We start from the raw sequence: 13,947 nt of genomic DNA, 5'->3' as shown, positions 1-13,947 counted from the left end.
TCAATTGTCAATTCAATTGTCAGTTCGAGCGCAGTCGAGAACTATATTATGATCTCGACTGCGCTCGAACTGAAAAAAAGTAAAAAACAATTATTAAAACGATTCTCAACATTTCTCTATCGGATTAACGGGCAGTTTTAAAATAATGTTCACAAAACATTTTTTAAAGTTCTTCTCCGTTCCGTTTTTCTAAAAAACGCTAAAAGAAAACAAAGGTTACTTTATTAGTTATAAAATATTGGTTTCTGCAAAAGCATTTAACCCAATTATTTATAAAATAAACTAAAAGCGAAATTTCATATAGTTAAAAAGCGCCTCCTATATAGAAGCGCTTTTTATTTATAAAGTATTTATTGTTAAAATCTAAACTATTATGGGCAAGGTGTTGTTGAATACGTTGCACCATAAGTATTCCAATACGAAGGTATATTATTAAACTGGTCTTGACTTACTTGTATACACTGAGATGGATTAGGGTTTATACTAGCATACGTATTTAAATTAGTTAAAGCCGGGCAATTACTAACATTTAAACTAGTAAGAGCAGTACGATACGCATATATGTAATATAAAAGAGGGTGACTACCTAATTCTAAATTAGTAAGCGAATAATTATATTGGCAATAGAAATAACGTAAACTTGTTGCACCAGCTACATTTAAACTAGTTAATTGGTTCGAACTAACATCAAAGTACTCTAACGAAGTATTAGTACTCAAATCTAAGCTAGTTAATTGGTTGCTATGGACATATAAATAATACAATGAAGTATTGCTACTTAAATCTAAGCTAGTCAATTGGTTGCTTTGTAATTGTAAATAACGTAAAGCTGTTGCTCCATTTACATTCACACTTGTAAGCTGATTGTAATATGCGTATATACGCTCCAAATTAGGGTTCGTACTTGCATCTAAGCTATTAAGCTGATTAGAATCAACATATAAATATCTCAAATTAGATTTATTACTTATATCTAAACTAGTCAATTGGTTGTTACGAAGATGTACATAGTATAAATTACTACTAGTACTAAAATCTAAACTAGTCAATTGGTTGTTATAGGCATAGAGCCAGTATAAATTAGGAGTATTACTTAGATCCATACTAGTCAATTGGTTATTATGCACATATAAATCTCGTAAATTCGTATCATTGCTAAGGTCTATACTTGATAAGGAATTATTGCTTGCAGATACATATTGTAAATTTGTTAATCCACTCAAATTTAAACTAGTTAACTGGTTATACGCAATACTTAAATTGTACAAAGAAGGACTACCACTTACATCTAAGCTAGTCAATTGGTTGCTATAAGCACTTAAATATCTTAATGCAGTATTAGTACCCATTACCAAACTAGTCAATTGGTTATTATCGGCATATATAGTTTGTAACGCTGTAGCTCCACTAATATCTAAGCTTGTTAGTTGATTATTTTGAACTTGAACGTAGTCTATAGAAGTATTTTGGCTTAAATCCAAACTAGTAAGTTGGTTGCTATATAAATCCAATCGATACAAATTAGGAGTTCCACTCAAATCTAAGGTAGTAAGCTGGTTATCACCTGCATATAAATATCGCAAAGCAGGATTATTACTTACATCTAAACTAGTTAGGTTGTTATTACCAACTTGTAATCTATACAATTTAGTATTTTTACTTACATCTAAGCTTGTAAGATTATTGTTATATACATCTAAATATTGTAAGTTGGTAAAATCTTCAATCCCAGTTAAATCTGATAAATTATAATTATAATTCATATATAAAGAAGTAATATTATCAATGCTATTGGTACGCACATAATCGTCTAGTACATCATCACGGCCTATATTAATCAAATATTGTTCAAAATTATCATCTGGTACATAGGTAAACTGAGATATTGAACATCCATTGGCATCAACTACTTCTCCAATAGGTGTATTAGGGCATAAATCTATCGCATCATTATAACCATCATTATCGGTGTCTTTTTGGCTATCCGCGCATCCATTTGAATCAACATTGGCACCATACGGTGTATTTGGACAATCATCATTGACATCACTTACACCATCATTGTCTTCATCTTTTTGAGATTCGGAACAACCGTTAGAATCTACATATTCACCAATTGGAGTGTGATGGCAAGCATCTCTATCATCAGTCACACCATCATTATCACTATCTTTTTGGTAATCAGCACATCCATAGTAATCAACTGAAACTCCATCTTGTGTATCAGGGCATTGATCTCTATGATCATTTACGCCATCACCATCTGAATCTCTTTGATAATCAGCACAACCTTGAGGGTCAACTGTATATCCCGGTGCAGTATAACATTGATCATCAGCATCGTTTACACCATCACCATCTGAATCTCTTTGATAATCAGCACAACCATTACCATCAACATCATGTCCACGTCTGGTATTATTACATAAATCTCTATCATCTGGTACACCATCACCATCAGAATCAGGCGCTACATATTGAAAGAGTGCAGTTACATTTTTATTTGAATCTAATTGCACATATAAGGTGTTATCAAATTCTGAAGGAGTTGTTTGATTTCCAATAATCCAACCCTGAAATTCATAATCTTGCGCAGGTATTGCGATTAATTGAACAACATCACTATTAGGTTGATTGATAGTTGCTATAGTTCCAGAATTTGCAGGCACAACACTTGTTGAAAGATTATAGGTCATGATAGTCTCTTCTGGAGCACATGAATAAACAAACAACAATAAAAATAATGCTTTAAAATAAGTTTTCATAGATAGTTCTAATTTGGTTTTTTAATAACTAAACATACTTTTTTCACACCAAAGCGTAAAGTACAAATATAGAGGTTATTTTTAATGAATTGTTATAAATTAGAAAAAAAATACATTTTTAGAAAACAACTTAAATTATGTTTAGTAGTTTGATTAAGAGATTGATTTATAAATTTTTAGAATCCTAAAAAACGTAAAACAGTTAGAAAGATTCTTCGTTTATGATTAAATGATAATTATGCGCTAATTTTTTGCTAATAAATTAGTCAAAAAGTTGATGAATTTTAGAGTGGTTGTACGAATATTTTAAGTGGTAATTTAGCTGAACTCTTTATAGTTCATTAGAGTTATTTATATATGTAATCCACTCTTTTTTAGTGTTTAAATTCCGTATACTATTGGTGTCTAAAACTGTAATGGTTGAAATTTGGGATGGGTTTACTTTTTTTATTTGAAAATCTAACCTAGCATCTATATCACTAATTTTTAAAGGAATTAATTTTTTCCAGAAAAGTGTATCCATTTTTATAGGATGTCCATTTTTACCTTCAAAATTTGGGATTACAATGGTGTTTTTTGCGTCAATAATTTTTTGAAGTTCAACTGAATTTACCATTGGAATGTCAATATGACTTACAAGAATACTGCAGTTTGGGGCAATTATTTGTAAAACAGTTTTTAAGGTAGAAAACGAGCCTAGTTCAGGGTGTTGGTTAATGATAACATTTATTTGTAGTCCTTGAAAATCTGTAGCGGTATGAACAGCTTTTTTAAGCCACGGAATGGCATTAAAATAATTTTCATAATGATATCCTAAGCCAATATAAACTGTTTTAATGGTTGTTTTTGAGATGCGGTTGAGTTGTTCTAAAATCCAAAAAGTGTGTTGATATTTGAGTAATCCTTTATCAACACCCATTCTTTCTGATTTTCCACCGGCTAACAGTACAAAAACAGTGTTATTTTCCATAGTATTCTTTCAGTAATTCAGCTGCAATACTAATGGCAATTTCTTTTGGTGTATGCCCTCCTAAATCTAAACCCACTGGGCAATGAACAGGTGAAATGCCCTCCTCAAAATTTAATTCGTTTCTAAGCATATTATTGAATTTATTCTTTTTGGTTTTACTACCAATTAAACCAATATAGTTAGTTTCAGAATGTAATGCCAAGGCAGTAATTTCAAAATCTAGTTTATGGTCGTGTGTCATAATAACCACATAACAATTTGGACCCCAATTGATATATTGTTTGTACATATCAAAATCTATGCTTGAAAAAGTAATATCTTTATCAATTGTAAGTGTTGATCCCCAATTTTCTCGAGTATCTAACAATGTAATATGAAAAGGCGTGTCTTTTAACATATGACAAAGTTCAATGCCAATATGACCTGCGCCGCATAAAAATAATTCAGGAGTTTGATTCATAGGTTCAATAATTAATTCAACTTTACCACCACAACATTGTTCAAATTCAGGTCCTAAAGTGTATGTAAATTCTTTTATTTTATTTTCACGAATTGCAGTTACAGCTTCATCAATTACTTGAAATTCTAATTTACCACCTCCAATGGTTCCAAAAATTTCTTTTTGCAACGTAACAATCATTTTTGAAGCTACCTTGCAAGGAGCAGAACCTAAGACTTTAGTTATGGTAACAAATGCAATGGGCTGTTTTTTAGATTTAAAATCCTGTAATAATTCAATCCAATTCGTCATAAAAAATTTAAGCTAAATTATAATCAGATAAAGGCAAATTATAATACCTTTTACCAGTTAATTTGTAAATAGCATTCACAATAGCCGGAGCAATTACAGGAACACCTGGTTCCCCAACACCAGTTGGTCTTTCTGAGCTTTCAATTATTTCAACATGAACATTTGGAGACTCATTGATGCGAACCATTGGATAATCGTTGTAATTACTTTGTTCAATTGCACCATTTTTGGCTGTAATTTTACCATAAAAAGCGATCGACATTCCAAAAACTGCAGAACCTTGCATTTGAGCTTCAACTGTATTTTTGTTTACAACAGTTCCACAATCAATAGCAGTAAAAACATTGTGTACTTTAACTTTACTATTTTCAATAGAAACCTCCACAATAGAAGCAACATAAGAGTAAAAGCTATAATGAACGGCCAAACCATATGCGTGACCTTCAGGTAATTCTTTTCCCCATTCGGCATTTTTAGCCGCAACCTTCAATACATTTTTAAGTCGAGCTGTATCATATTTTATCGGATCTTGTGTATCTTCAATTCTATCCTTGCCAATTAAATTTAATCTAAATTCTAATGGGTCTTTTTTAGCAGCAAAAGCTAATTCGTCTGCAAATACATTTTCTGAAAATCCGTGAGGAATATTTATAACTGATCGTAACCAACCAATTCTTACATGAGCCGGTGCTTGACCCACTTCAACTTTTATATTTTTAATATCAAAAGGAATATTTGCAGCACTCGCAATTTCAAAACCAGCCGCATAATCAACACCAGGCATAAAAGTAGATGTTATTGATGGTAATGCAAATCGATGTAACCAACCAGTAACATTGCCATTTTTATCTAATGATGCTTTTAAATATTGAGCACTTGTGGTATGATAATATCCGTGTTTTATATCATCTTCTCTAGTCCAAACAACTTGCAAAGGCCCGTTTATTTCTTTTGAAAGCATAACAGCTTCAACAATATAATCTGGTTTCGATTTTCTTCCAAATCCGCCACCTAGCAACGTTACATTGATGGTCACTTTTTCTTCAGTTGTTTCTAAATAATCAATCACTTCTTTTCGAGTCGTTTGCGGCGCTTGTGTTGGAGCCCAAACTTCACAACTATCTCCTTGAACCCAAGCTATTGCATTTGGAACTTCCATAGGAGCGTGCGATAAATGTGGTAGTTGAAAGGTGCTTTCTACAATTTTATCAGCATTTTTAAACGCCTTAGTAACATTTCCAGCATCTTTTCCAACTTTTCCTTGTTTATGAACATTTTCAGTCATTTGATTCATGAAAATTTCAGAATCATACGATTCATTATCTCCATAATTCCATTCAACTTTCAATGCTTCTTTTCCTTTAAAAGCAGCCCACGTATTTGTTGCAATAACGGCAACGCCTCCTAATGCACCAAAAGGTTTTTCAATTCTTGGAATTTCAATAACAGCTTCAACTCCAGCAATTTTTAATGCAGCTGTTTTATCAAATGATTTTACCGTTCCAAAAGTGACAGGACAACGGGCAATTGCAGCAAATTTCATATCAGGAATGCGCTTATCTAAACCAAAAACAGCACTTCCATTTGAATAGGCTTCGGCATCCACACTTCTTAGGTACTTTCCAATATATTTAAAATCTTTTGGATTTTTTAATTGCACATCTGTTGGGATTTCTAATGTCTTTGCAATATCAACTAAATCTCCAAAAGCTATTTTTTTATCACTTGAATGCAGGACAAAATGATTTTCCGCAGTACATTCATTCTCTGGAACTTGCCATTCTTGAGCAGCTGCTGAAATTAACATGGCTCTTGCCATGGCACCCATTTGGCGCATTGTTTCATATAAATAGCGAATACTTCGAGAACCATCTGTATTTTGATCGCCATACTTTGCATCACCAGTTGCTTGTTTTACAATTACTTTATCCCAATCTGCATCCATTTCATCAGCAATTACTGAAGTTAATGAAGTTCTAACTCCATTTCCCATTTCAGAACGCGAAGCAATTAAAATTAAGCTTCCGTCAGAATTTAACTGCACAAATAAGTTTGGGTTAAAATCAACTAAATTTTTAATATCTTGCTTTTCTTTGTCTGAAAATATAGAGGTGTTACAAGCTAAAATTAATCCACCAGATGCCAAACCAATACTTCTAACAAAAGTTCTACGACTTATATTTTTTATAGTACTCATAATTAGTTTTGGTTTTTTAGTTCAACAGTTCTATGTATCGCTTTTTTAATGCGTTCGTAGGTTCCACATCTACAAATATTACCAATCATGGCTTCATCTATGTCTTTATCAGTTGGATTCTCATTTTTATTTAACAATGCCGCAGCTGCAATTAATTGCCCAGGTTGACAAAATCCGCATTGCGCTACATTTAGTTCAACCCAAGATTCTTGCAATAATTGTAAATTCTCAAATTCACCCTCAATGGTTAAAATATCTTTTCCTTCAGCAGCAGAAACAGGAATCATACACGATTGAACAGGAGAATTATCCATTAGGACTTTACACGAACCGCACACGCCAATTCCACATCCATATTTTGTTCCGGTGAGTCCTACAATATCTCTTATTGCCCAAAGTAATGGCATATCTGGAGCAACATCTAAGGTGTGTTTTTCTCCATTAATACGAAGTGTAATCATATGTTATAAGTTGTTAATTTTGATGAACAATGTAAGAATTATTTTGCAAATAGCATTTTATTCAATTTTGTTTAACAGAAAATAAAGGAAATTTATAATAAATCAGTTTTTTCAATTACCTCTCCGGGTTGCATATTAGAAAGTAGAATAGTTCCAATTCTAACACGTACCAAACGTAAAGTTGGAAAACCAACAGCAGCTGTCATTTTTCTAACCTGTCTAAATTTTCCTTCTCTTAAAGTAATTGAAATCCAGCTTGTTGGTCCGTGCCTTTCGTCTCTAATTTTTTTAGCTCTCTCTGGAAGTTGAGGAGCTTTACTTAACTTTTTTACCCTACAATTTTTTGTAAAATAAGGACCTATTTCACTACTAATTGTTACACCGTTTTTTAAATTTTCAATCGCTTCAGATGTAATTTCGCCATCAACCTGAGCGTAATATTCTTTTTCTATTTTATTACTTCTTATAAATTGACTTACTTTTCCATCAGTTGTAAGCAACAATAAACCTTCAGAAGCTTCATCTAAGCGTCCAATAGCCATGGTGTTTTCTGGAAAATCATATAATTCACCTAGCATTTTTTTGTTTTTTCGTCTGGTTTGATTTGTTACAAATTGACTTAAAAACCCATAAGGTTTAAAAATAATAAAATGACGATGCGTTTTTTTAAGCTGTTCCATTTATAATTTCGTAAACCAATTCTTTAGTAAGGGGTTTCCCTGCTGCATTTTTTCTGATATCATCAAAACTGAAAATAAAATCGCACCCATTTTTATAATTACTGCAACCGTAAGCAGATTTCCCTTTTAAAATAGTTCCTTTTTTACATTTAGGGCATAGTAGTGTATTAGGTATTTTCTTGTCAGTTGATTTTTTCTCTTCTAATTTTAAATTATAATTTTCATCGAAGCGAACCAAACCTTCAACAGTTCCAGCGCTAGTTTTAAAACCTTTTAAATTAACGGTACAACCTTTTTGGAGTAATCTAACGTATTGATTTTCAGATATTTTTTTATCTAAAAAAGTGAATGGAAGCCTTAGGTTACATCCATTTTTATAATCGCTACATCCATAAGCAGTTTTTCCTTTTATGATTGTTCCTTTAGCACATTTAGGACATTTTATAGAAGAAATCTTAGATTTTTTAGTGGCTGTTTTTGAAGAAGTTGCTTTGGCTTGATTTGTATTTACTACTGCTGAGATATTAGCTCTCACAGTTTCAGAACGAACTTCATAAACTAAGTTATCCACCATTTTTTTCATATTTTTTATGAAGGTTCCGGCATTATAGTTTCCTTTTTCAATTTCTTTTAGTTGTTTTTCCCATAAACCAGTTAACTCAGCAGATTTCAATAACTCGTTTTGTATTGTATCAATTAATTGAATGCCAGTTTGTGTTGGTAATAATTGTTTTTTATTCCGCTTTATATATTTACGTTTAAAAAGTGTTTCAATAATATTAGCGCGAGTAGATGGCCTTCCAATCCCATTTTCTTTCATTAATTCTCTCATTTCGTCATCATCTACTTGTTTTCCTGCGGTTTCCATGGCGCGTAAAAGTGTTGCTTCAGAAAATTGGTTAGGAGGTTTCGTTTCTTTTTCTAAAAATGATGGAATATGAGAACCTTTTTCACCTTTTACAAAAGTTGGTAATATTCCTGCTATATTTTTCTCTTCTGTTTTGGAAGATTCGAAAACAACCCGCCACCCTTTTTCTAATATTTCTTTTCCTGTAGTTTTAAAAGTAACAACATCAGCTTTTCCAATTACGGAAGTATTTGAAACCTTACAATCATCATAAAATACAGCAATAAAACGTTTGGTAATGATATTATAGACTTGTTGCTGGTTGTATTGTAAATTTATTTGAACTCCAGTTGGAATAATAGCGTGATGATCGGTTACTTTTTTGTCATTAAAAACTCTACTCGATTTTTTTATTTTTTTTGAAAGTAAAGGTTGAGTAAGTGCACTGTATTTTGTTAAATTTTTTAAGATTCCAGCCACTTTCGGATACACATCATTTGGCAAAAACGTGGTGTCAACTCTTGGATAGGTCACTACTTTTTGTTCGTATAATTTCTGAACAATTTTAAGCGTTTCATCGGCTGAAAATCCAAATTTATTATTGCAATAGACTTGCAAACCGGTTAAATCAAATAATTTTGGAGCGTATTCTGTTCCTTTCTTTTTGGTTATAGAAACAATTTCAAAATCACTTTCTTTAACTTTATTGGCAAAAAGTTCACCTTCCTCTTTTTTTAAGAATCGACCTTCTTCACAATTAAACAACATTTCTCTATACAGTGTTTGTAATTCCCAATAGGGTTGAGGTTTAAAATTTTCAATTTCGTTAAATCTATTTACCAACATTGTCAATGTGGGAGTTTGTACTCTTCCAACCGATAACATTTGTTTGTAACCACCGTGTTTTACGGTATACAACCTAGTTGCATTCATTCCTAATAGCCAATCACCAATGGCTCTTGAAAAACCGGCATAATATAAATTATCGTAATTTTTTGAGGGTTTTAGATTTTGAAATCCTTCTTTAATGGCTTCAGTAGTAAGCGACGAAATCCATAAGCGCTGAACTTCACCTTTATAATTCGCTTGATTGATTACCCAACGTTGAATTAGTTCTCCTTCTTGACCAGCATCACCACAGTTTATAATAACAGTTGCTTTATCAAATAAACTTTTTACAATATTGAATTGTTTTTGAATTCCATCATTTGCAACTACTTTAGTTTGGAATTTTTCGGGAAGCATTGGTAAATTATTTAAATCCCAACTTTTCCAATAAGGTTTGTAATCGTTAGGTTCAAACAAAGTACATAAATGTCCAAAAGTGTATGTTACAGCATAGCCATTGCCCTCAAAGTAGCCATCACGTTTTGTGTTTGCTCCTAAAACGGCAGCAATTTCGCGTGCAACACTTGGTTTTTCAGCAATACATACTTTCATGGATACTTTTGAATTTGAAGTTCGAAAATAAGCAATTTTGATTAAAATAGAGCGGAAAGAATTTATCATTTCCATGAAACGTTTGAATAAAAAAATAATAGAACTCTACAACTCTAATTTTAATAATATATCTTAGCAATTACACCAACAATAGTTTTTTTAAATAACTGAAAATCAACATGAATGAAATCATATACAATTAAAGAGATCAATGCTGTTTTAAAAGGTGAAATAGTTGGGAGTACAAATCAAAATATTAGTGGACCAGAAGAATTACAAAAAGCTACTATTGATCAAATTAGTTTTATAGGAAGTCGAAAATATGTTCATTTATGGAAAACTTCAAAAGCAAGTGTTGCGATAGTTAATGATAATTTAAGTATTGATCCAGAGGAGAATAGAGCTTTAATTAAAGTGAAAAATGCCGATTTGGCTATGGCGAAAATTTTGGAATTATTTAATCCAAGTCCTCCAGATTTTGAAATTGATGTGCATCCAACAGCAGTTATTCATGCATCTGCACTAATTGGTAAGGGGTGTAAGATTGGTGCAAATTGTTATGTAGGAAAAGATGTTGTTTTAGGAGATGGAGTTGTTTTATATCCAAATGTTTGCATTTTTGATGAAACCAAGATTGGCAATTTTACAGTTGTTTGGTCAGGTACTGTCATTAGAGAACGATGTGAAATTGGAAGTCATTGTATTTTCCATACAAATGTTAGTATTGGTGCTGATGGTTTTGGATATAGGCCTAGTGATGTTGGGCGAGGATTGGTTAAAATTCCTCAAATAGGAAATGTTATAATTGGTAACTATGTTGAAATTGGTGCGAATTCTACAGTTGACCGTGCAAAATTTAGTTCCACTGTAATTGGTGATGGTTGTAAAATAGATAATTTAGTTCAAATTGCTCATAATTGTATTTTAGGACGTTCTTGTATTATGGCAGGAAGTAGTGGATTGGCGGGCTCTGTTACTTTGGGCGATGGTGTTATTATAGGCGGAGGTTCCTCAATAAAAGATCATTTAACAATTCATTCAGGCGCAGTTGTTGGTGGAGGTTCTGGTGTTATGAATGATGTTGCTGCCGGTAAAACGGTTGTTGGTTATCCGGCAACAGATTCAAGAGATATGTTTAGACAATGGGTGGCTTTAAGGAAACTTGGAAAAAGTTAATTTTTAAATTCATATATAATTAATGAATTTTATATACCAGGATAATAAATCTATATAACATTATGAAAATAGCATTAAAAGAAATTAAACCAGGTTTTGGTCTTGGTAATTTAAAATTTGGGATGACAAGGGCAGAAGTTAAACTAATGCTTGGTGAACCCTCATTTATTGATAAATATTCTCATTCAGATTCTAGCGATGATTTAACTGAATCTTGGGAATATGATGAATTAAAGCTATCACTTAGTTTTGATGAAGAGGATGATTGGAAACTAATCATGATCTCTATTTATTCTAATTTTTATGAATTGAAAGGTAAAAGTTTAATTGGATTAGATTCAGAAAATTTACAAAATGAATTAGAAGAAATGAAATTTGGAAATTTGACACTTGAAGATTGTTCCGATTTTGATGGACAAGATCAAGAGGTTATTGAAATTGATGAGAAATCAATTAATTTTTGGATAAATGATGGTGTGTTAGATGAAATACAATGGTCGCCATTTTTTATTGATGATGATAGGATAAAATGGCCTGAGTAATTTACTTCCACCACACAATAAAAATTTTATAAACTTCACCATTAGGTTGTTTGACCCAACAAAGTGGTGATGTTTTTTGTTCCATTAAGTTTTCAATTTCAGGTAAAATAGTGTTGTAATTTTTCCAATTTATTTGAATTTGAATTTCTTGGAGCCAATTGACTTTAGTTGGAATAAAAAATTTAAATGTTTTAAATTGATTTAATTCTTTAAAATTAATATAAAAACCTTTATTACACTCATTATTTATGAGGGGAAACAAATTATTTTTTAAATGAAATGGTACAAACAACTGAGCTTTAAAATAAACTTTTTGTTGTACAGAAGCTATATTTAGATTCAATTTTGTAAAAAGGGGAAGCGCTTCAGGTCTAAAAATTAGCGGTAATTGTTTTTCTTTTAATTTGGTTAATTTTTGTGTTAAACTATCTTTTCTATTAGGCCCAATCCAATGTTCTATTTCTGAACTTCCAACAGTTTCATCATACAAATAAAATTTGTAAACAACTTCTAAATGAATAGGAATGCTATTTTGTTGAATTATAAAATCAATTTCTCCAATAGTTGTTTTACCATTTTGAATCTGAATATTCTCAGCTAAAATTTCAATCCAAGAATATTGCTGTAATTCGTGACTTATAAATCGCTCCACCCGTTTTCCTAACCGAAGATTTTTTGTAATAACACTATTAAAAGTTGTTGAATTTTCTTTAGGAAGGTTGAGCTGTGCTAAACCCAAAATAGTATCAGATTTCCATAATAAAGGTGTGTTTAAAAATCCTTTATACTGTAATTGAATATCTTTTGTATTTAAATCCATTTATAACAGTATTACAAAATAATTAGGTTGTGTAATTAATTATAAATTTTATAAACAGGCAATTTTAAATGCGCTGCTTCATAATGAGGAGAATGTTTATAAATAAAATCTAATTGAGCTCTTGGGTTTGCCTCAAAACGTTTATCCGTTTTTATTTTTAAATACAAGGAATCTTTCAAAGCAGGATTTTCATTTAAAAACTGTTCTGCAATATCTTCAAAAACATACCCTGAATACCCTTCTTTTTGCTGAAGAATAGTATCGAAAAAATTCCAATTAAAAAAAGAATCTGTTGCTTCTGCTTCTAATGTTTCAAAAAGGTAACGAGCTCCTGGTTGATTTACAGGAATGTATATATCACCTTTTTTAAATTGTATGTCTTTTTCATATGAGGATATAGTTGTATTAAAATGTGGGTAATGCCCTTCGTAAGCGCGTGTTCTTGTTTTGTAATCGGTTATATATTGTTCTTCAACAGTGATAGTCGTATCTTGTTTAAAAACTGTAAATTCTATACAGTTACCCTTTAACCGTTCTAAAATTTTCCACCATCCTTGCTTTAAAATATAAGCTTTTGGTATGGTAATTTGTTTTGAAGCTTTAAATTGATTGTAATATTTTACAGGCTTTGAAAATGGTTTGTCTCTGTCGTAAAATAAGCGTTTGCCGTTGGTAACTTTGCTGTCAATATAATCTCCTTCATACCCTTTAAATTGTAATGTTGTAAATGTAGTTTTATCTACTTCATATGAAATTGGATAGGTGTTTTTTTCTAATATTTGTTGAACAGCATTTTTTCTAAGCTCCTTTATTTTAGTACCATTTTTTAAGGTGAATTCAATAGTGCTTTCCATAAAACTATAGGTTTGTTCAACTCTTTTTTTATAGGGTTTTAACATATGAGTTTCAACCATTAAGCCCAAAGTATTGAATAATGTTGTATAACCACTTGAATAACGAGGGGAATCAAAAAATTGACTAAATCCTTCTTCTGGAGTTTTACCCCAAACATTTACGTAAGGTGTAATAGGAATGTTTTTTTCGAGTAAAGAAGCTTCAATACTAGGTCTCATGGTAGTTTCAAGAAATGCTCCTAAATTATTTCCTAATTTATTATGTTGGGTAAATAAGTGCGTAATCGCATATTGATAATCAGCTCCGTTACTTACGTGATTGTCAATAAAAACATCTGGATTTAATAAATGAAAAATTTCAGCAAAAGATTGTGCATTTTTGGTATCTGCTTTTATAAAATCTCTATTTAAATCAAAATTTCTAGCGTTTCCTCTAAAGCCATA

General features: G+C 31.4%; 11 protein-coding genes. 2 read left to right on the top strand and 9 right to left on the bottom strand.

All coding sequences use genetic code 11. The annotated features are described in order from the left end of the window. Positions 1–371: 371 nt before the first annotated feature. The 7 genes from HKP59_RS06510 to HKP59_RS06480 form a co-directional block, all read right to left on the bottom strand. Positions 372–2,765: a leucine-rich repeat domain-containing protein gene (locus HKP59_RS06510; protein WP_291804700.1), complete on the bottom strand. Its 2,394-nt coding sequence runs from the start codon at positions 2,763–2,765 to the stop codon at positions 372–374. Between the two features lie 331 nt (positions 2,766–3,096). Next, on the bottom strand, positions 3,097–3,735 hold the full coding sequence (locus tag HKP59_RS06505; protein ID WP_291804697.1) for an NTP transferase domain-containing protein: 639 nt from the start codon (positions 3,733–3,735) through the stop codon (positions 3,097–3,099). Beyond that, positions 3,725–4,486: a xanthine dehydrogenase accessory protein XdhC gene (gene xdhC, locus HKP59_RS06500; protein ID WP_291804695.1), complete on the bottom strand. Its 762-nt coding sequence runs from the start codon at positions 4,484–4,486 to the stop codon at positions 3,725–3,727. Before xdhC ends, HKP59_RS06505 begins: the two co-directional genes overlap by 11 nt. A 7-nt stretch (positions 4,487–4,493) precedes the next feature. Next, positions 4,494–6,683, bottom strand: a complete 2,190-nt coding sequence (locus HKP59_RS06495; RefSeq protein ID WP_291804692.1) for a molybdopterin cofactor-binding domain-containing protein — start codon at positions 6,681–6,683, stop codon at positions 4,494–4,496. 2 nt (positions 6,684–6,685) lie between these two features. Then, on the bottom strand, positions 6,686–7,144 hold the full coding sequence (locus HKP59_RS06490) for a (2Fe-2S)-binding protein (protein WP_291804690.1): 459 nt from the start codon (positions 7,142–7,144) through the stop codon (positions 6,686–6,688). Positions 7,145–7,236: 92 nt separating this feature from the next. Further along, a complete protein-coding gene (locus tag HKP59_RS06485; RefSeq protein WP_291804688.1) occupies positions 7,237–7,824 on the bottom strand; it encodes a pseudouridine synthase in 588 nt (195 codons plus the stop codon). Continuing rightward, entirely contained in the window at positions 7,811–10,111 is a 2,301-nt protein-coding gene (locus HKP59_RS06480) for a type IA DNA topoisomerase (protein ID WP_291804686.1), read from the bottom strand. The genes HKP59_RS06485 and HKP59_RS06480 overlap by 14 nt, the downstream gene beginning before the upstream one ends. Before the next feature lie 183 nt (positions 10,112–10,294). Here HKP59_RS06480 and lpxD point away from each other — a divergent pair, with 183 nt between their 5' ends. Both lpxD and HKP59_RS06470 read left to right on the top strand, forming a co-directional pair. Next, positions 10,295–11,287, top strand: a complete 993-nt coding sequence (gene lpxD, locus HKP59_RS06475; protein ID WP_291804684.1) for a UDP-3-O-(3-hydroxymyristoyl)glucosamine N-acyltransferase — start codon at positions 10,295–10,297, stop codon at positions 11,285–11,287. A 62-nt stretch (positions 11,288–11,349) separates the two neighbouring features. Further along, on the top strand, positions 11,350–11,829 hold the full coding sequence (locus tag HKP59_RS06470) for a hypothetical protein (protein ID WP_291804682.1): 480 nt from the start codon (positions 11,350–11,352) through the stop codon (positions 11,827–11,829). Position 11,830: 1 nt separating this feature from the next. Here HKP59_RS06470 and HKP59_RS06465 read toward each other — a convergent pair whose 3' ends face one another. Beyond that, a complete protein-coding gene (locus HKP59_RS06465) occupies positions 11,831–12,649 on the bottom strand; it encodes a DUF1853 family protein (protein WP_291804679.1) in 819 nt (272 codons plus the stop codon). Between the two features lie 35 nt (positions 12,650–12,684). Then, on the bottom strand, positions 12,685–13,947 hold a 1,263-nt coding region (locus HKP59_RS06460; protein WP_291804677.1), incomplete at its 5' end, for a hypothetical protein.

The organism is Lutibacter sp., assembly GCF_013041805.1.
Taxonomy (GTDB): domain Bacteria; phylum Bacteroidota; class Bacteroidia; order Flavobacteriales; family Flavobacteriaceae; genus Lutibacter.
Note: the sequence above shows the minus strand (reverse complement) of the source record. Positions and strands in the feature narration are given on the sequence as shown.

Coding starts and splice junctions, on each gene's coding strand:
- HKP59_RS06510 (WP_291804700.1), bottom strand. CDS start 2,765: ATGAAAACTTATTTTAAAGCATTATTTTTATTGTTGTTTGTTTATTCA.
- HKP59_RS06505 (WP_291804697.1), bottom strand. CDS start 3,735: ATGGAAAATAACACTGTTTTTGTACTGTTAGCCGGTGGAAAATCAGAA.
- xdhC (WP_291804695.1), bottom strand. CDS start 4,486: ATGACGAATTGGATTGAATTATTACAGGATTTTAAATCTAAAAAACAG.
- HKP59_RS06495 (WP_291804692.1), bottom strand. CDS start 6,683: ATGAGTACTATAAAAAATATAAGTCGTAGAACTTTTGTTAGAAGTATT.
- HKP59_RS06490 (WP_291804690.1), bottom strand. CDS start 7,144: ATGATTACACTTCGTATTAATGGAGAAAAACACACCTTAGATGTTGCT.
- HKP59_RS06485 (WP_291804688.1), bottom strand. CDS start 7,824: ATGGAACAGCTTAAAAAAACGCATCGTCATTTTATTATTTTTAAACCT.
- HKP59_RS06480 (WP_291804686.1), bottom strand. CDS start 10,111: ATGAAAGTATGTATTGCTGAAAAACCAAGTGTTGCACGCGAAATTGCT.
- lpxD (WP_291804684.1), top strand. CDS start 10,295: ATGAAATCATATACAATTAAAGAGATCAATGCTGTTTTAAAAGGTGAA.
- HKP59_RS06470 (WP_291804682.1), top strand. CDS start 11,350: ATGAAAATAGCATTAAAAGAAATTAAACCAGGTTTTGGTCTTGGTAAT.
- HKP59_RS06465 (WP_291804679.1), bottom strand. CDS start 12,649: ATGGATTTAAATACAAAAGATATTCAATTACAGTATAAAGGATTTTTA.